Source organism: Gracilibacillus sp. JCM 18966 (assembly GCF_055392695.1).
The window spans coordinates 3,713,328-3,738,687 of the sequence record NZ_AP043883.1; the positions used below are offsets into that span (position 1 = coordinate 3,713,328).

The 25,360-nt window shown below is 36.2% G+C and carries 32 protein-coding genes; 6 read left to right on the forward strand and 26 right to left on the reverse strand.

Features of this window, described 5'->3' with window-relative positions; genetic code table 11:
• Positions 1-12: 12 nt before the first annotated feature.
• The 9 genes from ACZ5N5_RS18130 to ACZ5N5_RS18170 form a co-directional block, all read right to left on the reverse strand.
• Positions 13-399 carry a YbaN family protein gene (locus tag ACZ5N5_RS18130; protein ID WP_054859652.1) on the reverse strand — a complete coding sequence of 129 codons (387 nt, stop codon included), beginning with the start codon at positions 397-399 and terminating at the stop codon, positions 13-15.
• Positions 386-997: a molybdenum cofactor guanylyltransferase gene (locus tag ACZ5N5_RS18135; RefSeq protein WP_464372862.1), complete on the reverse strand. Its 612-nt coding sequence runs from the start codon at positions 995-997 to the stop codon at positions 386-388. The genes ACZ5N5_RS18130 and ACZ5N5_RS18135 overlap by 14 nt, the downstream gene beginning before the upstream one ends.
• Positions 985-1,506 (reverse strand): molybdopterin-guanine dinucleotide biosynthesis protein B, encoded by a 522-nt coding sequence (gene mobB / locus ACZ5N5_RS18140; RefSeq protein WP_054787513.1) that lies wholly within the window; start codon positions 1,504-1,506, stop codon positions 985-987. The genes ACZ5N5_RS18135 and mobB overlap by 13 nt, the downstream gene beginning before the upstream one ends.
• Positions 1,507-1,512: 6 nt before the next feature.
• Positions 1,513-1,746, reverse strand: coding sequence for a molybdopterin converting factor subunit 1 (gene moaD / locus ACZ5N5_RS18145; RefSeq protein WP_054787514.1), 234 nt, complete (start codon positions 1,744-1,746; stop codon positions 1,513-1,515).
• Positions 1,739-2,218 carry a molybdenum cofactor biosynthesis protein MoaE gene (locus ACZ5N5_RS18150; protein ID WP_109984651.1) on the reverse strand — a complete coding sequence of 160 codons (480 nt, stop codon included), beginning with the start codon at positions 2,216-2,218 and terminating at the stop codon, positions 1,739-1,741. Before ACZ5N5_RS18150 ends, moaD begins: the two co-directional genes overlap by 8 nt.
• A 21-nt stretch (positions 2,219-2,239) precedes the next feature.
• Positions 2,240-3,466: a molybdopterin molybdotransferase MoeA gene (locus ACZ5N5_RS18155; protein ID WP_054859657.1), complete on the reverse strand. Its 1,227-nt coding sequence runs from the start codon at positions 3,464-3,466 to the stop codon at positions 2,240-2,242.
• 12 nt (positions 3,467-3,478) lie between these two features.
• Positions 3,479-4,492, reverse strand: a complete 1,014-nt coding sequence (locus tag ACZ5N5_RS18160) for a ThiF family adenylyltransferase (RefSeq protein ID WP_464372863.1) — start codon at positions 4,490-4,492, stop codon at positions 3,479-3,481.
• Positions 4,493-4,506: 14 nt separating this feature from the next.
• The gene (moaA, locus tag ACZ5N5_RS18165; RefSeq protein ID WP_277678557.1) at positions 4,507-5,523 is read right to left on the reverse strand and encodes a GTP 3',8-cyclase MoaA; all 1,017 of its coding nucleotides are present in this window, start codon (positions 5,521-5,523) and stop codon (positions 4,507-4,509) included.
• Between the two features lie 100 nt (positions 5,524-5,623).
• Positions 5,624-6,061 (reverse strand): DUF86 domain-containing protein, encoded by a 438-nt coding sequence (locus ACZ5N5_RS18170; RefSeq protein ID WP_054787515.1) that lies wholly within the window; start codon positions 6,059-6,061, stop codon positions 5,624-5,626.
• A gap of 128 nt (positions 6,062-6,189) precedes the next feature.
• Here ACZ5N5_RS18170 and ACZ5N5_RS18175 point away from each other — a divergent pair, with 128 nt between their 5' ends.
• Positions 6,190-6,456 carry an SAV0927 family protein gene (locus ACZ5N5_RS18175; protein ID WP_245902326.1) on the forward strand — a complete coding sequence of 89 codons (267 nt, stop codon included), beginning with the start codon at positions 6,190-6,192 and terminating at the stop codon, positions 6,454-6,456.
• 62 nt (positions 6,457-6,518) lie between these two features.
• Here the strand turns inward: ACZ5N5_RS18175 and ACZ5N5_RS18180 are convergent, their stop codons facing one another.
• Entirely contained in the window at positions 6,519-6,794 is a 276-nt protein-coding gene (locus tag ACZ5N5_RS18180) for a YutD family protein (RefSeq protein WP_054787517.1), read from the reverse strand.
• Between the two features lie 83 nt (positions 6,795-6,877).
• On the opposite strand from ACZ5N5_RS18180, the gene ACZ5N5_RS18185 reads away from it, so the two are divergent.
• Positions 6,878-7,858, forward strand: a complete 981-nt coding sequence (locus tag ACZ5N5_RS18185; protein ID WP_109984654.1) for a M23 family metallopeptidase — start codon at positions 6,878-6,880, stop codon at positions 7,856-7,858.
• Positions 7,859-7,895: 37 nt separating this feature from the next.
• Here the strand turns inward: ACZ5N5_RS18185 and ACZ5N5_RS18190 are convergent, their stop codons facing one another.
• The 6 genes from ACZ5N5_RS18190 to ACZ5N5_RS18215 all read right to left on the reverse strand — a co-directional run bounded on the left by ACZ5N5_RS18190 (position 7,896) and on the right by ACZ5N5_RS18215 (position 13,256).
• On the reverse strand, positions 7,896-7,997 hold the full coding sequence (locus ACZ5N5_RS18190; RefSeq protein ID WP_109984655.1) for a methionine/alanine import family NSS transporter small subunit: 102 nt from the start codon (positions 7,995-7,997) through the stop codon (positions 7,896-7,898).
• 47 nt (positions 7,998-8,044) lie between these two features.
• Positions 8,045-9,526: a sodium-dependent transporter gene (locus ACZ5N5_RS18195; RefSeq protein ID WP_464372864.1), complete on the reverse strand. Its 1,482-nt coding sequence runs from the start codon at positions 9,524-9,526 to the stop codon at positions 8,045-8,047.
• Between the two features lie 193 nt (positions 9,527-9,719).
• Positions 9,720-10,496, reverse strand: coding sequence for a sporulation protein YunB (gene yunB, locus ACZ5N5_RS18200; protein WP_109984657.1), 777 nt, complete (start codon positions 10,494-10,496; stop codon positions 9,720-9,722).
• Between the two features lie 93 nt (positions 10,497-10,589).
• A complete protein-coding gene (locus ACZ5N5_RS18205) occupies positions 10,590-10,895 on the reverse strand; it encodes a YunC family protein (RefSeq protein ID WP_054787518.1) in 306 nt (101 codons plus the stop codon).
• 62 nt (positions 10,896-10,957) lie between these two features.
• On the reverse strand, positions 10,958-12,343 hold the full coding sequence (locus tag ACZ5N5_RS18210; protein WP_464372865.1) for a bifunctional metallophosphatase/5'-nucleotidase: 1,386 nt from the start codon (positions 12,341-12,343) through the stop codon (positions 10,958-10,960).
• A 61-nt stretch (positions 12,344-12,404) separates the two neighbouring features.
• Entirely contained in the window at positions 12,405-13,256 is an 852-nt protein-coding gene (locus tag ACZ5N5_RS18215) for a sulfite exporter TauE/SafE family protein (RefSeq protein WP_464372866.1), read from the reverse strand.
• A 233-nt stretch (positions 13,257-13,489) separates the two neighbouring features.
• Here ACZ5N5_RS18215 and tlp point away from each other — a divergent pair, with 233 nt between their 5' ends.
• A complete protein-coding gene (gene tlp, locus ACZ5N5_RS18220; RefSeq protein WP_054859662.1) occupies positions 13,490-13,720 on the forward strand; it encodes a small acid-soluble spore protein Tlp in 231 nt (76 codons plus the stop codon).
• Between the two features lie 164 nt (positions 13,721-13,884).
• Here the strand turns inward: tlp and ACZ5N5_RS18225 are convergent, their stop codons facing one another.
• Positions 13,885-14,373 (reverse strand): GNAT family N-acetyltransferase, encoded by a 489-nt coding sequence (locus ACZ5N5_RS18225; RefSeq protein WP_464372867.1) that lies wholly within the window; start codon positions 14,371-14,373, stop codon positions 13,885-13,887.
• Between the two features lie 113 nt (positions 14,374-14,486).
• A complete protein-coding gene (locus ACZ5N5_RS18230) occupies positions 14,487-15,671 on the reverse strand; it encodes an MFS transporter (protein ID WP_109984660.1) in 1,185 nt (394 codons plus the stop codon).
• Between the two features lie 272 nt (positions 15,672-15,943).
• Here ACZ5N5_RS18230 and ACZ5N5_RS18235 point away from each other — a divergent pair, with 272 nt between their 5' ends.
• Positions 15,944-17,401 carry an MFS transporter gene (locus ACZ5N5_RS18235; protein WP_109984661.1) on the forward strand — a complete coding sequence of 486 codons (1,458 nt, stop codon included), beginning with the start codon at positions 15,944-15,946 and terminating at the stop codon, positions 17,399-17,401.
• A 63-nt stretch (positions 17,402-17,464) separates the two neighbouring features.
• Here ACZ5N5_RS18235 and ACZ5N5_RS18240 read toward each other — a convergent pair whose 3' ends face one another.
• The 4 genes from ACZ5N5_RS18240 to ACZ5N5_RS18255 all read right to left on the reverse strand — a co-directional run bounded on the left by ACZ5N5_RS18240 (position 17,465) and on the right by ACZ5N5_RS18255 (position 21,020).
• The gene (locus ACZ5N5_RS18240; RefSeq protein ID WP_464372868.1) at positions 17,465-18,964 is read right to left on the reverse strand and encodes an alpha/beta hydrolase; all 1,500 of its coding nucleotides are present in this window, start codon (positions 18,962-18,964) and stop codon (positions 17,465-17,467) included.
• A gap of 80 nt (positions 18,965-19,044) precedes the next feature.
• Positions 19,045-19,464 carry a MarR family winged helix-turn-helix transcriptional regulator gene (locus ACZ5N5_RS18245; protein ID WP_054859668.1) on the reverse strand — a complete coding sequence of 140 codons (420 nt, stop codon included), beginning with the start codon at positions 19,462-19,464 and terminating at the stop codon, positions 19,045-19,047.
• Between the two features lie 265 nt (positions 19,465-19,729).
• Positions 19,730-19,999, reverse strand: a complete 270-nt coding sequence (locus ACZ5N5_RS18250) for a hypothetical protein (RefSeq protein WP_054787521.1) — start codon at positions 19,997-19,999, stop codon at positions 19,730-19,732.
• A gap of 55 nt (positions 20,000-20,054) precedes the next feature.
• Positions 20,055-21,020: a helix-turn-helix transcriptional regulator gene (locus ACZ5N5_RS18255; RefSeq protein ID WP_464372869.1), complete on the reverse strand. Its 966-nt coding sequence runs from the start codon at positions 21,018-21,020 to the stop codon at positions 20,055-20,057.
• Positions 21,021-21,116: 96 nt separating this feature from the next.
• On the opposite strand from ACZ5N5_RS18255, the gene ACZ5N5_RS18260 reads away from it, so the two are divergent.
• Positions 21,117-21,647: a dihydrofolate reductase family protein gene (locus tag ACZ5N5_RS18260; protein WP_054787522.1), complete on the forward strand. Its 531-nt coding sequence runs from the start codon at positions 21,117-21,119 to the stop codon at positions 21,645-21,647.
• Between the two features lie 154 nt (positions 21,648-21,801).
• Here the strand turns inward: ACZ5N5_RS18260 and ACZ5N5_RS18265 are convergent, their stop codons facing one another.
• Both ACZ5N5_RS18265 and ACZ5N5_RS18270 read right to left on the reverse strand, forming a co-directional pair.
• Positions 21,802-22,164 (reverse strand): MmcQ/YjbR family DNA-binding protein, encoded by a 363-nt coding sequence (locus ACZ5N5_RS18265; RefSeq protein WP_054787523.1) that lies wholly within the window; start codon positions 22,162-22,164, stop codon positions 21,802-21,804.
• Positions 22,165-22,413: 249 nt separating this feature from the next.
• Complete coding sequence (locus tag ACZ5N5_RS18270; protein WP_109984665.1) at positions 22,414-22,764, reverse strand: DUF2200 domain-containing protein; 351 nt, start codon at positions 22,762-22,764, stop codon at positions 22,414-22,416.
• A gap of 215 nt (positions 22,765-22,979) precedes the next feature.
• Between ACZ5N5_RS18270 and ACZ5N5_RS18275 the strand changes: the two genes are divergently transcribed.
• Entirely contained in the window at positions 22,980-24,347 is a 1,368-nt protein-coding gene (locus ACZ5N5_RS18275) for a multi antimicrobial extrusion protein MatE (protein ID WP_181397546.1), read from the forward strand.
• Between the two features lie 91 nt (positions 24,348-24,438).
• Here the strand turns inward: ACZ5N5_RS18275 and ACZ5N5_RS18280 are convergent, their stop codons facing one another.
• Complete coding sequence (locus ACZ5N5_RS18280; protein ID WP_464372870.1) at positions 24,439-24,792, reverse strand: GyrI-like domain-containing protein; 354 nt, start codon at positions 24,790-24,792, stop codon at positions 24,439-24,441.
• Positions 24,793-25,015: 223 nt separating this feature from the next.
• Positions 25,016-25,336, reverse strand: coding sequence for a hypothetical protein (locus ACZ5N5_RS18285; protein ID WP_464372871.1), 321 nt, complete (start codon positions 25,334-25,336; stop codon positions 25,016-25,018).
• Between the last annotated feature and the right edge of the window lie 24 nt (positions 25,337-25,360).

The following is a 25,360-nucleotide window of genomic DNA, read 5'->3' on the forward strand; positions in this document are numbered from 1 at the left end:
GATAAAGCCCTCTTACTCGTGAGGGTTTTTTGGTTTAAGCAAGGAAGATGTAAAAATAAAAATGGTAACAAAAATAGCAACGAGGATCATCAATATTTTAACAAGGACTAATGGTATGATGATTAACGTAAAACCAACACTTATCCAAACTATAAGTACAGCCATCCATTTAATTCTAAAGGGTACTCCATTCCCTTTTTGATAATCTAATAAGTAGCGACCAAAATAAGGATTTGTCAAAAGCCAATGGTGAAGCTTAGGAGAGGATTTTCCAAAACAAAAACCTGCAAGTATGACCAATGGAGTTGTTGGCAAAATCGGAATGACGATTCCAATCAACCCTATAATTAAACTTAAGGATCCAAAGAATATCCAAATAAATCGATTAAAGCCTGTCATTTATTACACCACGACTAGCTTGTTGTATTTTTTTCCATTCCTTGTGATCATTGATATTAATAAAATGAAAGCTATCTGCTTCAGGGAAGTGAACATATTTCACATGAAGCTTTTCTAATAATGCTTTCATCGATCGTTGCTTCCGTTGCAATTGCATCATTATCAAATTTTTAACGGAATGATGATATAGTGCAATTAGCGGTTGGTTGACACCATTGACAATGGGAATGATTGCTTGATATTGACCATCACTTTCTTCTATTAGCTTAGCTACATGTGCTAAATGGATGAAAGGTGTATCAATAGGTAATACTACATACCAGTTGCTTGTTTTCTGATTCATAACAGTATAAAGTCCAGCTAGTGGCCCTTCCCCTAAAAAGTCAGGGTGATCTTCCATTAGAATCTCTTTCTTTCGCAGATTAAACCTGTCGAAATCTTGCTGTCTAGCAACAACATATACGGAACTACAAAGCCTCGAAAGTATTTGAACTGGATAACAATAAAAAGGAACACCGTTTAGTTCAGCAAATGCCTTTGGTGATCCAAACCTTCTAGATTTTCCACCAGCTAACACTATTCCGATTATCGTATCCATTTCGGCAGCTCCTTCACTGTAAAGTTAGCTAAATTATGTTGACAATACTCGAATAATGTTGACTTATCATCAAATCCAAATGAATCCTTTATTTCTCTCAGCGGATTTGTGCATAAATATGCCTGCACATTTGTTAACTTTAATAATTCATCGAGTTCTGTACTATCCTTCGATAGAACAATCTTTGGTAAAGGGTATTGTTTATAGCCTTCAACAAAAAGAAGATCTACGCCTAATGATTGATAGAAGCTGATCATTCGATCAATGGTTAAGTGATTTAAATCTGCTTGCATTTGAACTGTCTCTTCTCCTATTACTGCTGACATAGTCGCCCCTGCACGAAAATGCTGAATAGAATCTACTTCGGCAATGACGTCAGGCTCACCTCCATGACCATGGTGCTTTAATGTGGCAATACGATAGCCTAATCCTTTTAATAATGGAATCCACTCTGTGATGAGTGTAGTTTTGCCACTGTTTTTATAGCCTACGATTTGGATAATAATCATATCTAATTAGCCCCCGCTCACTGGAGGAATAATTGCAACAATATCACCTGAATGGATTTCATCTGAATCAAGTGCATATGCTTCATTTATCGCAACCATTGATTGTTCTACTTGTAATAGCTGATATTGTGTAATTAACTGATTCTTTAATTTCTTTACCGTCCATCCATCACCATCGATTAGAAGTTTATCCGTACCCGCATCCTCTTGCAGTTGGGCAAATAATAAGATTTCAATCATTATTTATACCTTCCTTTATTTCTGGTTTTCCTGTTGGGTAAGAGATATTTTCAAGCTGATTACCAACCCATTCTTCTCCATCTTCCCAACGTTCTTTTTTCCAAATCGGGACCATTTCTTTTATCCTCTCTATCGCATATTCATTTGCTTGATATGCTGCTTTTCGATGTGGAGAAGATACTACGATCACAACAGCACTTTCTGAAATATCTAGCTTACCAATCCTATGGCTAATTGCTATTTCTGTATGAGGCCAGTTCCTTCTAACTTCCTCCCCAATTTTTGCGAGCATTTTTTCTGCCATTGGAATATATGCTTGATACTCTAGGTAGATCGTTCGCTTCCCTTTCGTAAATTCTCGAACAGTACCAATAAAGGTTGTAATCGCACCTGCTTCTCTTCGTTCTACCTTCTTAATCATTTCTTGAACAGAAATTGGTTTCTCCACCACTTCAAAAAGCTTTTCATTCATATTCATTCTCCTCAGATTCTCTTAATCTAATAATAATATATCGACGATACTCCCTTTTTTGTACCCTTCTGTCCCACCTAATAGATGAATAAAACAATTTACATTGGCTAAAGAATGAACCATATTTGATTTATCCTTTCCTGATGGCTTCACTTCTAGTTGATGATTGACATTATTTACATGGCCACGAATAAAACGATCAAATGGATTACTTTTCGGGAAGTCAACAGCTAATACTGCATGCGCCCTTTTAAGACCAATCATTTGTTTTTGTAAATAGCTATCTATAATTGGTTTAGCGAACAATTCAAACCCTACATAGCAAGCTGATGGATTTCCAGATAATCCAAATAATAGCTTACCATCTAGCTGAGCAACAGTGGTCACACTGCCAGGTCTCATTGCGACCTTATTAAAAAGCACTTCCGCGCCAAAATGATGATATATCTCAGGAAGTAGATCAAAATCGCCTACAGAGACACCACCTGTTGTAATGAGAAAATCTACTTCGTTTAGTATCTCTCCTATTTTTTTAATACTTTTATCTAGATCATCCGACAATTGGCCAAAATATTTGGCTTTGCCACCTGCTCGCTCAATTTGAGCAATAATCATATAGGCATTACTATTGCGGATCTTTCCTTTTTCTAAGGGTTGATGGATCTCCAGTAACTCACTTCCTGTAGCTATTACCCCAAAAACTGGTCTTTTGCTAACTGGCACTTTTTGATAACCAAAGGTTGCAAGTAAAGCAATGATACCTGGATTAATTTTTGTCCCTTTACTAACAAGGACAGAGCCTTTTTCCACATCCTCTCCTTGAAAGGATATATTTTGGTGGAAATTCATTTCCTGGGAAATTTGTACAGTATTATCATCGTTTGTATTCGTATCTTCTAACATAATAACCGCGTCAGCACCATTAGGTATTTCAGCACCTGTCATAATGCGAACTGCTTCCATTCGCTTGATTTCTTTATCAAATACACTTCCCGCTCCAATATGGCCAACGATGTTAAGTGTAATTACCGTATTCACGCTAGCTCCCAATGTATCCTTTGCACGCACTGCATATCCATCATAAGGAGAGCGATTAAATGCTGGTACATCGTGATCAGCTATTAAATCTTCCGCTAGAATTCTTCCATTAGCTAATTGTATATCAATGTATTCTGTTTCCCCAGTTACCCTGCATTGTATTACACGTTCAACCGCTTGATCTACTGCAATCGGAGTTCTCTTTTCCATTTTTCTCCCTCCTTAACCGACCATTTGATAATATATCTTCTTTGCTTCCTTAATCGAATTGGTGCCATGGATAAAGGTTCTGCCATCCTGAAAAAAGACGATTCGATGAGCTTTTGTCTGTACAGAGACAAGGAATGGATTCTGGTTGACCTCACCAAACCTTTCTAACTGTTTAGCAAGCATTGTTAGCTCAAATTTCTTCCCTCTAATTTGCACCGTATCACGACCACATAAAATCTCTGTCTTCGTACTATTCTTATAGGTCAAAGCCGGATAAGACGCATCCGTACCACAGCTTTTGCAGTCTTTGGCTTTTGCTTTTGATACATCGATCATCTGATATTGATTATGCCAAAGATCAAAGATGACCAAGGTAGATCGCAAATTCCCTTCTGCCCCCACTAAAATCTTCAGAGCTTCGGTCACTTGATGAGCTACAACCATTTGAACGGCTGGACTGATTACCCCTACGGCATCACATGTTGCCCCAAACATTGGGGCAACCTTTATCAAACAATCCAAGCATGGGGTTTTTTCTGGGATAATTGTAAAGGATAGTCCAGAGCTAGCTACACATGCTCCGAATATCCATGGGATAAAATGCTTTTGTGCAATATCATTAATTAAAAAACGAGTATCAAAATTATCGGTTGCATCCATGATGAGATCTACATTGTTCACAAGGTTAGGTAAAGTATTTGCATTCCCATCCATTACATGTGCCTCAATCGTAACCTCCGCATTTATCGAGTTCAAAGCAGACTGTGCCGCAATAACTTTAGGTAATTTCTTTTGCACATCTGCTTCAGTAAAGAGATGCTGTCGTTGCAAATTAGATATTTCGACATAATCACGGTCTATTAAGGTTAGCTTACCGATACCGGCTCTTGTTAGCATCTCAGCAATGGAAGATCCTAATGCTCCACATCCGATAATTAACACATGCTTTTCTCCTAATAGAGCCTGTCCATGTTCTCCGATAGGCTTAAAAAGCATTTGTTTATGGTAACGATCAAATTCCTTCATTTTTTATCCCTTCTTTATCCACCAATATAGGACATTTCAATTTTTTTACGCTTGCGTGCCGTTTCCTCTGTCCGTTGATCAGAGTAACGATCTTCTCTCTTATTCCACCGGGATATGATGATGTTTCTAAGCTCCGCATTGGTTGCTCCAGAACGAATAATTTCCTTTAGGTTTAATCCAGTCCCCGCAAATAGGCAAGTATAAAAATGACCATCTGCTGCAATCCGTGCTCTCGTGCAAGAGGAACAAAAGGATTCAGAAACCGATGTAATAAAGCCTACTTCGGTATTTGTGTTTTTATAGCGATAACGTTTTGCTACCTCTCCGACAAAAGCAGGATCCATTGGTTCCAGTTCATAATTGGCAGCAATTTGCTGATAGATTTCTTTCTTTGTCACGACATGTTTGAAATCCCATCCATTGGTCTGTCCAACATCCATAAACTCAATATATCGAAGGGTAATACCCCGCTCCTTAAAGAATTCCGCCATTGGTAGCACTTCATGATCATTCATTCCTTTTTTTACTACCATATTCACTTTTACATTTAATCCCGCAGCTACTGCCTTATCAATACTCGCTATAATGGAGTGGGAAGAGATCTTACTATCGTTAATAGCCATAAACGTTTCTTCATCTAGCGCATCTAGACTAACATTTACTCTCCTTAGTCCAGCTTCCTTCAGCTCTGGTGCCATTCGCCCAAGAAGTAAACCATTCGTTGTGAGACCGATATCCTCTAATCCATCTAACGATGCTAACCTTTTTATCAGGTCTGTGATGTTACGTCTAAGTAATGGTTCACCACCTGTTAATCTTATTTTTTTTACTCCAAGCTCAAGAAAGGCCTTCGCAATACGTTCTATTTCTTCAAAATCTAACAAGTGTTCTCTCGGCAAAAACTGGAAGTCCTTTCCAAAGACTTCTCTTGGCATACAGTAACGACAGCGAAAATTGCAACGATCTGTCACCGAAATACGTAAGTCCTGTAATAAACGTCCTAATTTATCTGTAATGACTTGATCCTGCATACTATCCCGCCTTTTTTAGTATTATATATGTCGATGTAAATGGGAACCATCTGATTTGTGAAGAAAATCACAACCAAGAATTCAAAGAAAGACGGTTGCCTTACTTTGTAGAAAAAGTATTTGCAACCCCCATCTCATTTGCCAAATAGGTGCGAATACGTGTACTAAACTGCTTATAAATGGATAAATGAGCTATTAATAGTGTGTTAATCTCTTCATGGTCTACTTGATCATATTCCTTCACAAGCATTTTCCTCAAATGAATAAGTGACTGATATGCTTCTAGTTCTTCATTAGGAATCACTTTCTCATCCACCAATATTAAAATAATATCGACATAGCTTCCTGGGTCTCTCATCAAAAAACCATCAATCATCATATTACCTACATCGAGAATGGACTCAATTAACACCTGCGTGATCCTTTCAAGGCCAAACTTAGCAAGGTCAGACTGAAAGGATGCACCTTCTACATAAGCTAATGTTTGATCAAAGTAGTTTAATTTTGCCTTTAAATTGTTCATATCAACAAAATACATCTTCTTCGTCCCCCTAGCATCATAGTTTTATTTTACCATAAACAGGTACAGATAAGGAATAGTAAATAAATTATCTTTACTCTACGTTCTCCTTTTGTTAACATATGTGGAAAAAGGAGTGTGAAAAATTGCCAATCGAATATATAAGAAATGAAGAAGAAAACAGCAAAACGAAATTTATTAGTTATAAAGGAGATACTATCCGTTTTGATATTGCTATTATCTCCTCACCTTCTCTTCATCCCAATCACATTGTGGTAGACATGAATTCAAATAAATATACGTCTCTCTCATTAAGTAATATCGATAAGAATAACTATATCGAGCATGCATTACAATATAATGAAATAGAAGCAGAGGATTTTCGCCATTTTATTAGAAGCCATTTATCATGAATACTTCTAGGTGTAAATGCTATTAATGATCAGCTCTCCATTAAAAAGGAGCTGATCTTCTCTTATTGGACAATTTGTTTGACAATAAAATAACGACAACCGAAATTACAATATTCATAAAGATAATCCTCACTTGTGCTTATCTTTGTATCAAAACTCGCTTTCGGGTTTTGGTCATCATAAAAGCCTTTTAATCTTAATTGATCATATCCCCAATCCCCAACAATAAAATCATACTTGCCCAATACATCACTATATCTTTCTTTAAAGGCCTTTTCATCAAAGCCTTCTCGATAATTTTGTATAACTTCGTAGGTTTTCCCTTGTACTTCAAACATGAACGGACACTCCAATCTTTCTAACCCCCATCTAAAATTAACATATCTTGGTTGCATGAAATAGCAGTTACTAACTCACAATAATGATATCAAAAAATGCAGAAAGGAGGAATTTTCTTTTGTTAAAGCGTACAATAATCCTCATTTTATGTAGCTATTTTCTTCTTACTACTATAGCACATGCAGAGGAAAAAGTGGATGAGGATCAACAAAAAATCCAATTGTTCAAACAAATGGAAGTCTTAACGTTTATTCCTTGGTATTATTATGCTGCCATTAATCAATATGAATCTAATCTAATCGATGATAAACAGCTTATTCATATTACGATACCTGATGAAAAATGGTATGGTTTAGCGCCAATTCGTGAAAAAACTAATGCCAGTATCATCTCCATGTTTGGTGGCATGGGCATGGATGGGGATGGGGACAGGATCGCAGATCCCAAGAATCCTCGAGATACTCTATTAACAATAGGCACCTACTTACAGCAATTTGGCTATACAGAGCAAGATATAAAAACAGCATTATGGCATTATTACAAAAGAGAGCTAACCGTACTTTCTATTATGAACTATGCGAAATTATTTAAGAAATATCAATCTATAACGTTCGATACGACTGCATTTCCAATACCTAAAGGTTATAACTATAGCTATAGGAACACCTGGGGAGATGCCAGAGGTTTTGGGGGCAGAAGAATCCATGAAGGAACAGATATTTTTGCTGACTACGGGACCCCAGTAAGGTCTACGCAATATGGAGTCGTTGAACTTAAAGGTTGGAATAAGTATGGAGGATGGAGAATAGGAATAAGGGATATTTATAATCGTTATCACTACTTCGCACATTTAAACGGATTTGCAGAAGGAATTGAAGTCGGTGACATCGTGGAAGCTGGCCAAACGATTGGATCTGTTGGTTCAAGCGGTTATGGACCTCCAGGAACTGCAGGAAAGTTTCCTCCCCATCTACATTATGGCCTATATAAAGATGACGGAAAAAAAGAGTGGTCATTTGACCCATATCCCTATCTAAAGAAATGGGAAAGAAATAATCCGTAGGCATTTGCACTACGGATTATTTCTTCTATGGCTTTATTTATTCCTTGGATGCCTTTCTGGCTCTCATAATACTTAGAAAAAGGCCGCCCCAAATGATCACAATTCCGATCACTGCCATTACAATTGCACTTGTTGACATTGATTGATGCCTCCTTTTTGTGTGAATGATGTTTCACGAATTAAACTTTATGCTTCATGATCCTTCGCTGGCCATTTTTTAATGGATAGTATTGCTCCTAGGAACATCGCTGCGATGGCAACAACCCACCCAAAATTAAATAGGTATTCGATCGGATAACCACTGTATGCTTCTTGTAATTCCAATTTTAAATTTTGAAGCATCATATATCCTAGTACTATTGGTGTTATTAGCCCAAGGGATAATCTCCACCATGTACCTAACTTAATATCAGAGATAGAATCGGCATGTGCTTGTAAATCCTTTAGTGATCTAGCGAACCAGGCAATCGCAACAACCTCAAATAACCCAGCTAAGGCGACACCATAGTTGTTGATAAAATGATCGACAGTATCGAGTAGATTTAATCCACCTTGATTTGCATAGAACAAGGAGGCAATAAAAGCAAGTCCTCCACCTATTAAAAGTGCTTTTCCTCTAGATATGGAGAATTTCTCCTGTAATGCTGCAATATAGGTTTCAGAAATAGAAATCATGGAAGTTATCCCTGCTAATACTAAGGATGCAAAAAATAGAAAACCAAAAAGACTAGAGCCAGGCATTTGACTAATAATTTCTGGGAAAACCATAAAGGCTAAGCCCACACCACCGTCCACTACATCTTCAATAGGTTGAGAAGATTGAGATGCCATAAATCCTAAGACTCCAAAAACACCAATCCCTGCTAATAACTCGAATGATGAATTTGCAAACCCAGTAATAAATGCATTATTGGTAATATCTGACTTTTTAGGTAAATAAGATGAATAAGTAAGCATAATTGCAAAGGCAATAGATAAACTAAAGAATATTTGTCCATATGCTGCAATCCATACTGATCCTTCTGTTATTCGACTCCAATCTGGTTTAAAGAAGGCATCTAACCCTTCTAACGCACCTGGAAGCGTTACAGCACGAATAACAATCAAAATAAAGATAATGAACAATGTTGGGATAAAGATTCGATTTGCAAATTCAATTCCCTTTTTAACCCCTCTTCCTAGGAAGAAGAACACAAATACCCAAACAAATAAGAGTGGGATTAGTACACTAGGAACCATTGAACCAAAGGTCCCTGCAGCCTCTACGTTTAGAAAATCTCCAGTAAAGAAGGCAGTGGTATCTTCCCCCCATTTCGTTCCAATTGAAAAATAGGCATACATGATGGACCACGCGATAATAATTGGATAATACGTAGAAATGACAAATGAAATAAGTATTTGCCACCAACCGATCCATTCCATTCCTTTACTTATCTTTGAAAAACTTCTTGGTGCAGAGCTACGATATTTATGACCAATCGTATATTCCATGATTAACAACGGAATACCAGCTGTTAATAATGCGAATAAATATGGTACAAAGAACGCACCTCCACCATTTTCGAACGCTGTTGTTGGAAAACGCCATATATTACCCAATCCAACAGCTGAGCCGATCGCTGCAAGCAAGAAACCCAATCTAGTTCCCCATTGTGATCGCTTTTCCATTCTTTTTTCCCCTTCCTTTTCTCAATAATTATTATTAAGAAGTTATTTGTTTAGTTTTATATCTTTCGACCTATGGCATTATACCGGACTTCAGAAGATTCTGTCAAATCTGAATTTAAGGAAAACAAGAGATTCACTAGATCTCTTGTTCGTCTCTTCCATTATTATTTAATTGCCAAGAAAAATCAATAACTTAATTAAGAGGATCTAATGGGATAGAAAGATTAGAATCACCTTCTCCTCCTTGATAATACTCTGGAACTTCTCCCGGATGAAACATTCTCGTCACCGGAATATTTTGCTCTAAAACGACTGGGTTAGAGGCAAAAGGCATTATGATACGAACATTTACTTGAATGTATACATTAACACGAATAAGCGCACCATTTATCCCTGTCTCCACCATTTCACTTTTAACTTCAGTATATACATCACCAACAGCTTCGAGATTGATTGGTATTTTGGGGCCTAAATTTGCTAAAACCGGAACACCTAATGCTTGACCAAGTGGAACCTCAATAAGAAGTCCACGTTCTCGTATGGCTTCTAATAATTCCCTTTCCGATGGTGCAAGTTCCTCTTCTATCTCAAGCGGTGTACCTAGTTCAGGCTGTTCTCCTTTCTCTAATAATTTCATAAAAGTTTCCACTCGATATTGAACATTTCTTCGCACACGATTTTCTACCACTGTATTAAAAATATAATTTTCTACCTTTCCATTCTCATCCACTTGTACTTCAATTAAATCTCCCGCCTCAAGATCTTCTGAAATTTTTCTACTTACTGCGATACCTAGTGCTTTGCTGGCAACTTGTGATACGCGTACTTGAGCGTATTCTACCAAAACTGGCTTAATGCCTTCATTAACCACTAAAATACTCCCAACCATGGAAATAATAAATATAAAAAAAGTAATAAAGACAACTTGTCTAGCTGGAGGTGCCCCTATTCTTCTTCGTCTTTTTCGCATAAAAATCCCCCCATCTTAGTTATATGATGGAGGTGAACCATTTCATTATTAAATTTTAGAAATATTTAAAAAAGTCGCACTCGCTCCCTTAAACTACTCGGCAATTTGTAATAAAGCATCCTTCACTAACATGCCAACCTTCCATTTATATTCCTCTGATTTTACAGTAATTTTATCTAAACGAGCGTGTAATAGATCATCCAATGTCTTGACACCAACTGCGCGACCAGCAATTATTGGACGATCTTGCAATTTTTCATTTAATAGGTCCACATCAAGCGCACCACACATGACATAACCAATGTCATTCGCTATTACTAAAAGTGTGGTATGTGGAAGCTGTACTGTAATTCCTACAAAAAGATAATCTTCTATACGAATAGGCTTTACATCTATCATAATAAACACACCCCTCCTACTAAATTGTATGTCTTAGCCCAAAGAGATGTGCGTTTTTCATGTTAATTTTTTAATAAATCTATTAATAGGTCTCGTAGAAACTCTGGTAAAAAGAATTGTTTTGTCTTAGATCGTGATATTTGCGGGAACATTCTACCAAAAGTAAACATATCTGCTGTAGCAAATGTATATATTCGTTCCTCAGCTATTTCTTCTCCTTGATAGTAAACATTTTTTACATGCTCGATACCATCTTCATCTGTCATGATCTCTATATCCAAACCACTAAAAACGAATTTCCCGATCACTTTACCTCGAAATCCAAATCCCTTTAGTTCAAGCGTAATTAACGCTTGGTCATATGCCCCTCTGATTACTTCCAATAATTCAATTCCACGTAGTTTAACTGTACAAGGATTGATGGGATGTGGGCAAATACGATGGATATCACGCTTTGTAACAGGGCCTTTTTCTAAATGATCTAGTAATAATCCAGCATTCAACATAGCAATATCAGCATCGGTCCATTTTTGTAAATGATCCGTCAATTGTTGAATAATGATTGTATTCTGAAACCAGTTCACTTCTAGTCTTTGCTTCAAAACTGTTACTGGTTGTTGTAACACAATTTCTGCTTCTTTGTTCAAGTGCTCTAATTTTTTCTCTGTCTCGAGATCTTTTTTCATATGACTTGTTTCCATTGCATAAGCATGTTTTTCAATCAATTTGTTTTGATTATGGTCCCATAATAAGTCAACCTCACCGACAAAATGTCCATATCTCCCTGCAGCAGTTAAGATGGATTGATTAATAGACTTTTCATTTTTCAAAAGATGGTGAGAATGTCCTCCAATAATGACATCAATAGAAGGAAAATCTCTGGCAATCATTTCATCGTCTGATAAACCTAAATGAGATAAGAGAATAATAATATCAGAATCCTGTTCTACTTTCGGTAATTCTCGCTGTAAATATTCATAGGGAGGTTCCACATCCCATCCTAAAGGTCTATAAAACGGCGTAAAAGGTGCAGTTAACCCTAGTACGGTAATCTTTATACCTGTTTCGGACTGGAAGGTGTAATGATCTTTTAACCAAACGGGTTGCCTTTCATTCCTTGCTGTTAAATTACCGCAAACCACTTTGAATGTCGCTGCATCATAGAGGTGAAATAGATCATAATATTCTAAGGTAATCCCTTCGTTATTTCCAATTGTCGCTATATTATAACCAACATCATTAAGTAACTCGACATTCCGTTTACCTCGAAAGGCTTCGGAAATAGGATGAAATCGATCCACATGGTCTCCAATATCTACAATCCAATATTTTTCCTTATCTTGACGGTGCTTTTCTTTTTTTTTATTTAAAAAATCAACTATACTTGCCCAATTCTCAAAATGACTATGGAGATCGTTTGTATAATAAAAATGCAATCTTTCTTTCATAAATAAGTAACTCCCCCTATATTAGGCTAGTTAAACAAAGACCTAATACAAAATATCTGCATTATCCAAAGATTCCTTGCCAAATTAATCTTAACCCAATAAACAATAAGACTACTCGGAGTAAATACTCAATCGCTCTATTAGACATCTTTTGACTAACTTTCGCACCTAGTACCCCACCAAACCATGCCCCAGGAATAAACGCCCAAACATATTGCCATTCGATATGACCTAATGCAATATGGGTGATGGAGCTAACCATGCTTAAAGCTAGTATCATAAACATGGAAGTTGCTGAGGCAATATGTGGAGGAAAATGGAATAATATAATCATTGCTGGAACCATTAAAGAACCTCCACCGATTCCAAAAAAGCCTGAAAGCATTCCGACAATAAATGCTATTCCTACTGCAATCCATGGAGTGATGGAATATGTATATTGTTCCTCTCCTATTTTTATTTCTCGATAAATTTTAAATTTACTCTTTTTGCTTAAGGTGTTCTCATCTATCTTTGGTTGTTTCTTAAAAAAGAAGGTAGTAAAGATAAAGAGCATAAATATCCCGAGAAACAAGGAAAATGTATCTGTCTCGACGAATTGATTTAACCAAGATCCTAATATACCTCCTGGTAAGCTCCCTAAAATAAAGTACAGTCCACTTTTGTAATCAATGCGTTTCAATTTTGCATAGGCATAGGTGGAGGACATTGCTGTAAAGATCATAATAATGAGCGACAATCCAACAATGGTACTAGCATCCGCCCAAGCAAATATAGAGGTTGTACTATGTAAAATTAGCAATACCGGTACTAAAATAACGCCTCCTCCAAGGCCAACAATGCTTCCCAGTAATGCAGATAACAAGCCTATGATAAAACAAATGATGATAACCACTGTAAAATTCCCTTCCATCAACTGTTATTCTTATGAAGTGAAAATACTTCTTTATTAAGTCTTATGAAATAAAAGAAGAGTTCATCTAGGAACTCACTTCTTTATTATATAGGTATTAGAGGAAATTATCCAATTAGAGTTACGAATGGATATGGATTCTATAAGAATCTGTCCATTTGATTCAAGGGTATACATAATTTTTTCTTTCCTACTCATAATAAAATGAATCACTAATTAAGGAGGAATTAAAAATGACAGAACACCAAAACCATCCAAATCCTGATGATCGCTCAGATAATGTAGAAAAGTTACAACAAAAGGTGCAAGACACAATAGAAAATATCGAAGCTGCACATGATACAATGAAATTTGCATCCTCAGAAGAAAAAGAAAAAATCAAGGATAAAAATCATCGTAGAGAAGAAGCGATTTCTGGTATGAGAGCAGAAATTAAAGACGAAGCACGTAATCAACAACAATAAGGTAAAACTCCAGAAGCTCACTAATGGTTAACTTGTTTCCCCACTTCTATCATTGAAGTGGGGAACATTAAAGTTCTGTTTTCCATTAGTTAACAAGGAATTCACCTGCTGTGCATACGACTGTTATATCCTAACTATATCTAATTTGAACTAGTAATATAGAGTTACATAAGGTCGATCTCCTTAATAAATAACACTCGATCTTGATCTATTCCATCATAGTCGGAAAATACAGAAACGCCGTCTACTTCCTTATCCCCTTTTTCTATTTTAAAACCTATTTTTGTATGAAAGGCAATCGATACTTTATTCACTGGTGAGGTTACTGCGCGAATAACATTTCGATTATTCTTCTGTGCCACTTGAAAAAACATCTGATAAAGCCGTTTGCCTATATGTTTACTGCGATACTTAGGGTGAACACCTACAAAATGAATATAAGCGACATTCCTATCCGTTTGTGATAAAAATCCAATTAAAAAGCCAACTATCTCACCATTTTTTTCAGCAATAAAGCTTGTCTTGTTAAAATGAACGAAAAATAACTTAGGCAACATCGCTGCCATTTTCCTCCCACCCCACCATTCATCAATCAGCGGTGCGATTATGTTGTAGTCAGAACTTCGTACATTGCGTACTTTCAATGTCAACATCCTTTCTTGTTTTTTAATCAAGGTTATCCATAAATAGAGGCTGAGACAAAAAAGTAGTAAGGAAGGAAAATCCCTATATAAATGGAATACTAACCAGCTATAATTCGATCACACTAATTCACCTGCTCATCGATTATTTCCTTCGAGGCAAACAAAAAATATACTAAAAACACACCACTAATCAGTGCGATAAAAGCATAACCCCCAAAAACATCATAATAGCTTGAAAAGTAACCAAATCCCAGACCTACTAATATCAGCATGGCATTTAATCCAAGTGACTGAAAGGAATCGATTGTAGCTCTAGTACAAGAATCTATTCTATGATGCAAATATCCACTAACAATCGGCTCTACAAAGCCCGAAGCCAGCACAATGATGCACATTGCAGTCAATCCAGTATAACCACTTTTAATGGATATAAAAATAAAGCCAACAGTTATAATAGCTGTTATCGTTATTAACACACTTCGGTATTTATATCGCTTAATGACAGCATGTGCAAGTAAATTTCCAGGAATAGTGAGTAACATGAGTGCTGCTAGAAAAAATCCAAAGAAGTGAATAGATATATCCAATCGGTTTAAATATAGCTGCCAGAATTCCCAAACAAAATTAAGTGCTGCTCCGATTGCAATCCCAGCTAATACAACAAGACAAACATTCGTATTTTTCATAAAGAAATGAATAGATATTTTTAAATTTCCCATTATTGTTTGATGCTCTGTGCTTTGATTTTTTGTGATTGGTTCAACTAACATAACTGCTACACACGCTGAGACAAGCATACTTATCACAGATAACCAATAATTTACTTCAAAATCAAATTTGTTGGCCAAAAAGCTTCCACTTAAAGCCGCTAGAATGGCGGATATAAGGTCAAAGGAATTGACTCTACCTAAGTATTTTTCAAATGATTTCTCTTTTTTACTTAGTAGTAAGGAGTCATACAAAAGGGCATTTTCTGCACCACTATTCGCTGAACCTGCTATTCCAGAAAGAAATATAGCGATAGCGAAATGCCAAAATTCTGTCGAATTGATCAACAAGAAAAACATGATGGCTTCAAGAACACTACTTAAAAGTATCATGTTCTTTCGACCCCATTTATCTGCTACAATTCCCGATGGAATCTCTAGTAAAACGATTGTCACTGCAAAAATAACTTCAGTATAAACTACCTCTTGAACTGTTATACCTCTCTCTTCCCAAAACAATCTTTCAATCACATATGCAGGTATTAGACTCTGAAAAAAACGAATGACATAAAGCTTCCAGACATTTGTTAAATAGTTCATTATCCAGCTCCTCTCTTTTCCGAATTACCTATTGTGTCAGAAGAGGGAGGTGCTCGAGAACTATTTAAGTTTACGGCTTAACAGGGAGGTCTAGCAAGATTAATTGGCATTTCATTGCTCCTTTCCTATCGTTGTTTTTTCTATATTATACCAAAGGAGGGGGGCGTTTGCATTTGTTCGATCACAAAATTAACTTTAGTTGTCCTCCGTAATTATCATATAAATTGGAGATCTAGGAAAAGCTAGTATTAGTTGAATGTTAGGAGGATTATATGGTGTCTAAAAAGGGTAAACTCCATACAAAAAAATTGGAGAAAGATGATATTATTGTTGTTGATACAAAAATGGCAAAGAAATCGGTTATCGCAACAGCAGTTGGTAATGCGATGGAATGGTTTGATTTTGGAATCTATTCCTATCTCGCTGTCATTCTCGGTGCCTTATTTTTCCCTGAGTTCAGTGGACCGCTACAATTAGTATTCAGTTTCGCCACATTTGCTGTCGCTTTCTTAGTTCGGCCATTTGGTGGACTTTTCTTCGGTATGCTTGGTGATCGTTTAGGAAGAAAGAAGATTCTTGCGATTACACTCATTATCATGGCAATTGCGACTCTTGCCATTGGATTAATTCCTACTTATGATTCCATTGGTATAACTGCACCTATCTTATTACTTACGGCACGACTGGTGCAAGGATTTTCTGCTGGTGGTGAATATTCTGGAGCAATGACCTATATTGCAGAATCCACAGCTGATAAGAAACGAGGTTTTTTATCCAGTGGACTTGAAGTTGGCACATTAGTCGGATATATAACTGGTGCGGGAATTGTTACATTATTAACATTTCTTCTTGGGTCGGAAACCATGCATGAATGGGGATGGAGAATTCCGTTTTTCATTGCTGCGCCAATTGGTATTATCGGATTTTACCTACGAAATAACTTAGATGAAACACCAGCTTTCGAGTCACAGGAAGAAGAGGATAATCAAGAAGGTAAAGCATCTCTTAAAAATATTTTTATTCATCACAGAAAATCATTGCTTATTGGTTTAGGGTTAGTTTCTTTTTATAATACAGTCTACTACGTCATTTTAACATATATGCCTTCCCATCTAAATGCAGTACTAGGCTATGGAGATACCAAGGGACTACTATTAATATTAGTCGTGATGGTCATAATGATTCCATTTGTATTAATGGCAGGTTATTTTAGTGATCGTATTGGAAATAAAAAGATTATACTATTTGGCCTATCAGGAATGATTGTTTTATCCATCCCATCCTTTATACTAATCGGTAGTGGCAATAATTGGCTCGTTTTCTTTGGATTAATGATTCTAGGAGCATTACTTGCCTCCTTTCAAGGTATTATGCCGTCCTTATTACCTTCCCTCTTTTTTACGGAAGTTCGATATGGCTCATTGGCTATTACCTATAATGTAGCGACATCTGTATTTGGAGGGACAGCACCGTTAGTTGTATCATGGCTAATCAGTGTTACGATGAGTCGGATGGTTCCTGCCTATTACATCATTTTTGCTTCTATTATTGGGATCATCATTGTCGCTCTATTTGTAGTCGAAACCTCTGGTAAATCACTTAGAGGTCAACCTCCTGCTGTTGAGAAAAAACAGGAAATACATGACGTGTTAGAGGAACCAGAAGAAGCCTTATGGTGGAAAGATGAAAAACGAGAAATCACTGAAAGAAAAGATGATGAAAATAAATAGTTATCAAAAGAAACCCTTTTATTACATTCAAAAGGGTTTCTAAGTCTTCGAAAAGTATTTAGCTCATTGCGGTTCAGATTTCACCCAATCGACTATATCATTCACCACATATTTTGGAATGTTAGCTGGGATAAAGTATTCCTCTGGTTTACTCATTTCCCCTGTTCCCTCTGTAAAAAAGTGATTTAGCTTAGGATAAAGTTGATACGTTATATTTTCTCGATCACGAAGAGCTTCCTTCCATATCGGGATTTCGACATCGGACAGTACTTGATAATCTCGTTCTCCCTGTATGATGAGGAGCGGTTCGGTTTGATTTTTTGCCATTTCTGCTGCACGGATATCATTTATGGAATCCCAAAATGCTGCCTGACCAAGCTGAAATTCTTCTGGAGGGTTCTCACCAGAAAAATCAGGATCGTTTAACATTTCATATTGTGTCGTGTAAAATTCGTACACCTGCTCTGTTATTTGACCAACTGATAATAGATACTCGAATTGATCAAGGACAACATCTTGGATCGTGCGTGCTGGTCCCCCCATTATAATCGCCCCTGCAATATTCTGTCTTTTGTCTTCCTCGATCATTTTCGGAACCATCATACCACCTTGACTGTGACCAAGAATATAAATTCTCTCCTCATCAATTCTTTTTTCCTTTTCAAGTAAACGTGTTGCTAACAGCGCATCGTCTGTTGTTTCTTTATCAACGGTATGATTTGGATCTGCTGTGGTCTTAATCGCATGCTCATAGGTACGTTTATTGTAACGAAGTACTGCAATTCCTTGAGAAGCAAGGCCAAATGCTAGATCACGGAATGGCTTTAGTGCATACACCGTTTCATCCTTGTCAGTGGCTCCTGATCCTTGAACGAGTACCACTGCTGGGAATGGCCCCTTTCCTTTTGGTATGGACAATGTTCCAGGTAGTGCAAAATCTCCTTTTCCAATCACTACTTCCTTTTCAGTGAATAATTCTGGTTTACTATATAGCGGAGCTTCAGCAAAAGGCCCCATAAAGGAATCCAATAGAAAATCATCAACTTTTGCCGATCGATCCATTCTTAGAATAAATGGAAAGGTTGCCTTCTCAAATAGAAGCTCCACCTCTACATTCGTATGAACTCGGTTCGATTCCTTTACCGTTACGGATCCAATACTAAGAAATTCTCCTGCTTGAGACTGCAATTGCTGCTTAAGCGTAACCCAATATTCCTCTAACCATTGCTCGGAAATCGATTTTTTCAAAGCTCTTGAAGAGGATTTTAATGCATGTTGATACTTTCCTGCTTCGAGATCACGGATATAATGTCTTGCTTTCTGTTCAAATCTGTCCTGGTGTTTATCCTTATCAACAATAGGTCCTTTCCTAGCTAGATTATTTTGTTCAAGTTGTGTAGAAGTTGTGAACCTTAACAAATCCCCCGAAAGCGCATTCAATTTCCCGTTAAGTTTTACATGGTGTTCTACTGTATCAGATTCTTGTCCAAATACAGTAGTAGGTATACATAGAAAAATGACAAACAAGGTAACCAACAATTTTACTTGAAATAAATGTTTCAAAGAATCCCTCCCTATTTATTTAACACTTATAATCTAGTACGTAAAAATGAATAGAGAGTTTCATCTTTTTGGTTATTTTTTTATAAAGATTTATTTAATTTTTCATAGATTGTTAATAATTGTTTTCTTTCCTCTTTTGTTAGCTGTTCAAATAGCCGTTTGCGAAGCTCTACTCCTTTTTGATTGGCACGTTGCACTACCTCGATTCCTTTATCGGTAATTCCTAAATGGATAATTCTACGGTCAGAATCATCTACCAATCTTTTCGCAAGATTTTTTTGAACTAATTTTTCTGACAAATAAGTTAAAGTTGGAGGAGTAAGTCCTAAAATCTTAGCAATATCTGATGGTCTACTCTTCCCATGCACTTTTAAATGACCGAGCACGAGAATATGGGAAACACCAAGATCCTCCTCAAAAACTTTATTCCACTGTACTATTAAATTATTTGTCACCTTATCCATATTATTAATAATGTGAAAAATAGTTTGTTCTTCCATTGAATGACCCCTGCTTTCTATTAGAAAAACTCGCATTCGCTCGTCTGCATTAGCTTTTCATATACTTTGGACATCAAAATTTTCGCTTCGTCGCCTTACCTCTTGCAAAAATTTATACTTTAACGTATAAATAAGAGCCCTAATCTTTGATAGGAGCCCTTTAATTATACCTCTATTTTCAAGATTAGTTAAAGAAAACTCAATTTGACTACTTTATGCATGTTAGCTCAAGTTTTACTACTAGAGGACTCGATTAATGATAGAATCAAGTTTCCTCAGCTAGTTTTCTGCTTAAATCCTCATTAACATGATAAAGAACACTACCAAACGTTATTTTAGCTGGATATATCACAAGAATAATTGCTATAAATTGACTAAATATCTTTAGCCAACCATGAAGTTCTAATATATCACTAATTAGGAAATTTGCTAGTCTAATAAGCACGAAAGCAATAGCCACCATTGCAATAAATGTAATGATAATTAAGCATACTTGTTTGATTGAGATCTTTCTCCATTTTTTCATACTTTTCATTTTACCATCATCCTATCTATTATTTGCGGAAGTAAAAATCTAACCATAAATTAATTTAGTATCTATTATAATAAAAGTCAATAACAGACATGGCTAGCGATACAACTCTATCCGGAAGATCCTTGGGATATATGACTTTTATTTTATTTGCAAATCCCAATATAAACTCTATTGCCTCTTGCTTGTCATTAAATCTTAAAGTTACTGGTATCCAATTATCGTCATTTGAATTTTCTACTTTTATCACTTTCACAAACTTACTAGTAAAATTAATTCTTTTCATTATTTCTGGATGAATTTCTACTTGTACATCGTATTTAGGTAAATTTTGTACAAAATCTATTTTCGATTGTTCCCAATAGGCAGCTAGGTCGAAATCTAGCGGTCTTTGAAAGGTTTGATTTTCAATCATAGCCTTATGTATTCGTGATACTCTATAATTTCGAAGCTCTCCATCTCTTAAGGCAACTAAGTACCATTTATCGCCCTTTGCTACTAATCCTAATGGCTCAATTATCCTGTCCTTTTGCTCCCCATTTGCTTGTTCATAGTAAATCTTCAGCCTTCTACTATCCCAAACTGCCTGCTGCACGGTTTTAAGGGCGTCTTTTTTTTCTTCAAATCCTCTCCAAGTACCGGAGTCAATATAAATTCTCTCCCACATTGCCTGTGCTTCTTCTCTATAAGTACTGGGGATAGCTGCAAGTAGTTTTTGTCTTGTATCTAGTAGCTGATTATTCAAACCTAAATCTTTAAGTAATTTTCCAGAGGGGAAGAGAAATAATGCTTGCATCTCACCTTTAGTTAGTCCACTTAATTTACTCCGAAAATTATCTAATAAGCGCCAGCCTCCGTCTTTTCCTCTTTCTGAAATAATTGGGATTCCTGCATTAGTTAATGCATCCATATCTCTGAGAATGGTTCTATTTGATACCTCTAATTCTTTGGATAGTTCCTTTGCCGTCATTTTTCCTCTGTTCTGTAAAAGGATCATAATATTAATTAATCTGTCAGCTCTCATTATAATCATCCTCTAATAGTATTTTTTATTATATGACATAAGATGTCATATTTTTATTTTATAATTAATATGTAAGTTGATGAAAGGAGAATGATTATGAGTCAAAGAAGAAAAATCGTATTATTTATTGCATCAAGCTTGGATGGATACATTGCTTCGAAGGATGAATCTCTGGAGTGGTTATTCAAGGTTGAAGGAGAAGGGGACAATGGTTTTACAGAATTTTATCAAACGATTGACACCATTATAATGGGAAAAAGAACTTATGATTGGATCATAAAAGAAATAGAAGATTTTCCTTATAAAACGAAGGAATGTTATGTTTATACAAGGTCTTCTTATCAAGATACCGAGAATGTGAAGTTCATTAATGAGGATATACATCATTTTGTAAACAACTTAAGGAAGAAAGAAGGGAATAACATTTGGCTAGTTGGTGGAGGTGAACTTTTAGATTCCTTTATTCAAGAGGATTTAGTCGATGAGTTTATTATAACTGTAGCACCAACTATCATAGGTAATGGTATTCCTTTATTCAAGGAAAGTAATCACTATGTAGAGCTTTCCCTAAAAGGCACGAGGAATTTTAATCAATTTACTGAGTTGCATTTTGAAGTAAAAAGATAAGTAAGACTTCCATCAGTGGTGGGTTACTTTCCCCCTACTGATGGTTGCGAAACTTATCAAAGGTCTAATTAAGAGAGCAGTTTTTTCTTCTGAAATACCCACAATCATATCATGTACAATACATGAAACATGGTATAGTTATCCATTATTAATCTCACGATTCCTTGGTTAAATAAAAGCTTTGCTCAATTAACTTATAAATCTCTCCTTTTGGATCGGCACGTTCTAAAACAAGTGTAATCCAATGCTCCTTATTCATATGATATGCGGGTAAAATATCTTTTCCGTTTCTTAAAATATCATTTAATTCAGGTGGACATTTTAAATTTAAAATATCTACTCCATCATTTCCATCTAATCCTAATTTCTCTGGAAGAACATTCATCACTAGACCATACCATTTTCCATCAGATATATGTCTCAAAACAGCATAGTTTGGAAACTTACTAAACGGGTAGTCAGGCAATGTACCATAGTTTGCTTCGACGTGCTTAAAGATATCTTCTCTTGTTAACATATTGAATAATTCCTCCAAACAGTAATTAGACTCCACTAAACCAATTGCCCTAGAGATATACCTTGCTACCTCTAAATATATGATATAAAAGTTAATACTCGTCCAAAGTGAACCTGTATACTCTCTGTATAATTGCAATGCAACACACGATGAAGGAAGTGATATAATACATTCGGAGCTTATAAGAATTTCTACACGTATTTCTTTAACTTAGATTATTATTCTAGAAATGGTCTCGATTGTTTAAGATTAAGTCCGCAAAATCTTCTCCATTGCTTTTCCCTTTGCTAATTCATCAATTAACTTATCCAAATAGCGAATTTCCTGCATTGTTTTTTCTTCAATGTCCTCCACTCGGACACCGCAAACTACACCTTTAATCAATGCTCTCGATGGATTCATTAAGGGAGCTTCAGCAAAGAAGGTCTCAAAGTCGGTCTGTTTATCTAATTGTAATTCTAATTCTTCTAGACTATATCCAGTCAACCAACTAATGATCTCATCGACTTCCGCTTTTGTACGTCCTTTTTTCTCTGCTTTTGTAATATAGTGGGGGTAGACTTTTGCAACACTCATTGTGTAAATTTTATGCTTGGTCATGTTAATCCTCCTATAAAGAATCCATTTATTTATTTTAGTATTCTTATTTTATTATCTTTAAAAATCTTAACACATTCCCTAAATCCATGCGAAGGTCTAGTTTTTAGAACAGACTTTGGTTACCTTATTTTTGGGCTGTAAATAAATAACTAGAAAAATAACCTTTATTGTCTTATGATTAAGAAAATAACCAGTATATAGAAAGGGAACAGCAAATGAGTGATCAATCGAGTGAAACAAAACAATCAGTAAATTTTAAAACATTACTTTTTTTCTTTATTCCATTAGGCTTTTCAGCAAGTTTGGTCACTATTTCACATGTGATTATTAACAGCACACTTGCACGAGCACCAAATCCTGCAGTAGTTATTGCTAGCTATTCGATTGCGATGAGTTTATTTGGAATTATGGAACGTTGTGCTGTTATTTTACGCCAAACTTGCTCTACCTTAGTAAGAGATCAAATTTCTTATCGATTAATGCGAAATGTTACAGTATATGTGCTAACCGCTATTCTCTTCCTTAGCCTAGTCATAGCTTATTCGCCAATAGGAAGAAGCTTCTTTTCTATTCTTCTAGGTGTTAGTGACGAAATGCTACAGCCAACCATTGAGGCCTATCGTGTTTTGATGTTTGTGACGATTTTCTCAGGAATTCGTTGCTTATATCAGGGTGTAATCATTTCGAATTTAAAGACAAAGTGGTTAACAATTGGAATGATGGTTAGACTTGCATTTATGTCTTTCATTGCATGGATTGTCTTAGCGAATGATTGGGTTAATCACGGCTATGTTGGTGCATACATTTTTTTAGCTGGAATGGCAGTAGAAGCATTGGTTAGTAGCTTGGAAGGTCGTATCATTGTGAAGGAATTACCTCCCAAAAAAGAGAAGCATCCAATCTTCCAGCAATCACAAATATTCCGTTTTTATAATCCATTGTTAATTGCTTCACTCATTGCGGTTAGTATCCCTCCAACGATTAATGCTGTACTGGGCTGGAGTACAAAAGCAGAAATAGCCATAGCTTCCTTTGCTGTAGCAATTTCTGTCGTACACTTGTTAAATAGTATCACTTCCTACATACATCAAATTGTTATAAATTTTTATAAGAAGGATAAAAAACAAGTGCTTCATTTTACCATTATTGTAAGTCTATTACCTAGTATTTTATTAACCGTACTTTCTTACACACCTATTGGAACGTGGGGACTGGAAAATATTATAGGTGTATCAGATGAATTACTCGATCAAAGTATTTTAACACTAAGGTTTTTTGTTATATTTACACTATGTTTTCCGTGGGTAGACTTCTGCAATGGTATTCTAATGATTCGTAGTCAAACAAAAGTAATGTCCTTTTCACAAATTGGAAATGTAATCGCTACCGTGGCGGCATTACTTATTTTAATTTACACTGTCCCAAATGGTGGTGGCTTCATTGGTGCACTAGCTCAATCGATTGGATTCTTAATGGAATTAATCATTTTACTTTATTTTTTAAATATGAAGGGTAAAAATGCTGCTATTAGTTTATGGCTCAAAAATAATATTAGACGGGGATATAGAATGATAAAAGGATAATTATATACACGCATCTCCTTTTTGTGCAGCTTGTCTATCGATAGGAACAAAAAGCGCGTTTTCCCTTGTCAAATTTTTCTATACCCAACAATTATTGCAGCACCGAAACAAAATGGATTTCTTTTAATTTCTCCTGCAAACACTCCCGATTACCGAAAGTGGTTGAAAAAATGATCTTATTTAATGGAATCGAGATTTCAGAATATAAATCTGGAATATGAGGATCCTTACTCGGATATAATTCAAATTCTGGTGTACCTGCATGCTTGTAACCAGTGGAAGGGAAACATTCTGAGAAAATTTGTTTCCGCATATTTTGCATTATTCGCTTGATAAGTGCCATTTTGAGGGAAGGTTCTGGCTTTTTGGACTTTATCTGGTTGATAAGTGCCATTTTGGAACGCAGTGCTAGCTTTTTGGGCTTTATCCACTTGATAAGTACCATTTTGAGGGTAGACGCTGGCTTTTTGGGCTTTATCCACTTGATAAGTACCATTTTGAGGGTAGACGCTAGCTTATTGGGCTTTATCCACTCGATAAGTACCATTTTGAGGGTAGACGCTGGCTTTTTGGGCTTTATCCACTTGATAAGTACCATTTTGAGGGTAGACGCTGGCTTTTTGGGCTTTATCCACTTGATAAGTACCATTTTGAGGGTAGACGCTAGCTTATTGGGCTTTATCCACTCGATAAGTACCATTTTGAGGGTAGACGCTGGCTTTTTGGGCTTTATCCACTTGATAAGTACCATTTTGAGGGTAGACGCTGGCTTTTTGGGCTTTATCCACTTGATAAGTACCATTTTGAGGGTAGACGCTGGCTTTTTGGGCTTTATCCACTCGATAAGTACCATTTTGAGGGTAGACGCTGGCTTTTTGGGCTTTACCTACTTGATAAGTACCATTTCGATTGATCGCTTCCCAAAGCTCTGGGATGCCTGCTACGTTTTCCTCCTCTGCCACACGAGAAAAGAGGCACAAATCTGGCATGAATATACAAAATAAATTAGACCC

Excerpts from the sequence above, each read along its gene's own strand:
- ACZ5N5_RS18195 (WP_464372864.1), bottom strand. The coding sequence starts at position 9,526 with ATGGAAAAGCGATCACAATGGGGAACTAGATTGGGTTTCTTGCTTGCA.
- ACZ5N5_RS18190 (WP_109984655.1), bottom strand. The coding sequence starts at position 7,997 with ATGTCAACAAGTGCAATTGTAATGGCAGTGATCGGAATTGTGATCATT.
- ACZ5N5_RS18230 (WP_109984660.1), bottom strand. The coding sequence starts at position 15,671 with ATGAACTATTTAACAAATGTCTGGAAGCTTTATGTCATTCGTTTTTTT.
- mobB (WP_054787513.1), bottom strand. The coding sequence starts at position 1,506 with ATGATTATTATCCAAATCGTAGGCTATAAAAACAGTGGCAAAACTACA.
- ACZ5N5_RS18265 (WP_054787523.1), bottom strand. The coding sequence starts at position 22,164 with ATGTTAACAAGAGAAGATATCTTTAAGCACGTCGAAGCAAACTATGGT.
- ACZ5N5_RS18210 (WP_464372865.1), bottom strand. The coding sequence starts at position 12,343 with ATGAAAGAAAGATTGCATTTTTATTATACAAACGATCTCCATAGTCAT.
- ACZ5N5_RS18215 (WP_464372866.1), bottom strand. The coding sequence starts at position 13,256 with ATGGAAGGGAATTTTACAGTGGTTATCATCATTTGTTTTATCATAGGC.
- ACZ5N5_RS18255 (WP_464372869.1), bottom strand. The coding sequence starts at position 21,020 with ATGAGAGCTGACAGATTAATTAATATTATGATCCTTTTACAGAACAGA.
- ACZ5N5_RS18225 (WP_464372867.1), bottom strand. The coding sequence starts at position 14,373 with ATGTTGACATTGAAAGTACGCAATGTACGAAGTTCTGACTACAACATA.
- ACZ5N5_RS18180 (WP_054787517.1), bottom strand. The coding sequence starts at position 6,794 with ATGTTTGAAGTACAAGGGAAAACCTACGAAGTTATACAAAATTATCGA.
- ACZ5N5_RS18270 (WP_109984665.1), bottom strand. The coding sequence starts at position 22,764 with ATGACCAAGCATAAAATTTACACAATGAGTGTTGCAAAAGTCTACCCC.
- ACZ5N5_RS18285 (WP_464372871.1), bottom strand. The coding sequence starts at position 25,336 with ATGCCAGATTTGTGCCTCTTTTCTCGTGTGGCAGAGGAGGAAAACGTA.
- ACZ5N5_RS18155 (WP_054859657.1), bottom strand. The coding sequence starts at position 3,466 with ATGGAAAAGAGAACTCCGATTGCAGTAGATCAAGCGGTTGAACGTGTA.
- ACZ5N5_RS18160 (WP_464372863.1), bottom strand. The coding sequence starts at position 4,492 with ATGAAGGAATTTGATCGTTACCATAAACAAATGCTTTTTAAGCCTATC.
- ACZ5N5_RS18130 (WP_054859652.1), bottom strand. The coding sequence starts at position 399 with ATGACAGGCTTTAATCGATTTATTTGGATATTCTTTGGATCCTTAAGT.
- ACZ5N5_RS18150 (WP_109984651.1), bottom strand. The coding sequence starts at position 2,218 with ATGAATGAAAAGCTTTTTGAAGTGGTGGAGAAACCAATTTCTGTTCAA.
- moaD (WP_054787514.1), bottom strand. The coding sequence starts at position 1,746 with ATGATTGAAATCTTATTATTTGCCCAACTGCAAGAGGATGCGGGTACG.
- ACZ5N5_RS18250 (WP_054787521.1), bottom strand. The coding sequence starts at position 19,999 with ATGAAAAGTATGAAAAAATGGAGAAAGATCTCAATCAAACAAGTATGC.
- ACZ5N5_RS18275 (WP_181397546.1), top strand. The coding sequence starts at position 22,980 with ATGAGTGATCAATCGAGTGAAACAAAACAATCAGTAAATTTTAAAACA.
- yunB (WP_109984657.1), bottom strand. The coding sequence starts at position 10,496 with ATGCGAAAAAGACGAAGAAGAATAGGGGCACCTCCAGCTAGACAAGTT.
- ACZ5N5_RS18235 (WP_109984661.1), top strand. The coding sequence starts at position 15,944 with ATGGTGTCTAAAAAGGGTAAACTCCATACAAAAAAATTGGAGAAAGAT.
- ACZ5N5_RS18280 (WP_464372870.1), bottom strand. The coding sequence starts at position 24,792 with ATGGTACTTATCAAGTGGATAAAGCCCAAAAAGCTAGCACTGCGTTCC.
- ACZ5N5_RS18135 (WP_464372862.1), bottom strand. The coding sequence starts at position 997 with ATGGATACGATAATCGGAATAGTGTTAGCTGGTGGAAAATCTAGAAGG.
- ACZ5N5_RS18185 (WP_109984654.1), top strand. The coding sequence starts at position 6,878 with ATGATATCAAAAAATGCAGAAAGGAGGAATTTTCTTTTGTTAAAGCGT.
- moaA (WP_277678557.1), bottom strand. The coding sequence starts at position 5,523 with ATGCAGGATCAAGTCATTACAGATAAATTAGGACGTTTATTACAGGAC.
- ACZ5N5_RS18205 (WP_054787518.1), bottom strand. The coding sequence starts at position 10,895 with ATGATAGATGTAAAGCCTATTCGTATAGAAGATTATCTTTTTGTAGGA.
- ACZ5N5_RS18170 (WP_054787515.1), bottom strand. The coding sequence starts at position 6,061 with ATGTATTTTGTTGATATGAACAATTTAAAGGCAAAATTAAACTACTTT.
- ACZ5N5_RS18260 (WP_054787522.1), top strand. The coding sequence starts at position 21,117 with ATGAGTCAAAGAAGAAAAATCGTATTATTTATTGCATCAAGCTTGGAT.
- ACZ5N5_RS18245 (WP_054859668.1), bottom strand. The coding sequence starts at position 19,464 with ATGGAAGAACAAACTATTTTTCACATTATTAATAATATGGATAAGGTG.
- tlp (WP_054859662.1), top strand. The coding sequence starts at position 13,490 with ATGACAGAACACCAAAACCATCCAAATCCTGATGATCGCTCAGATAAT.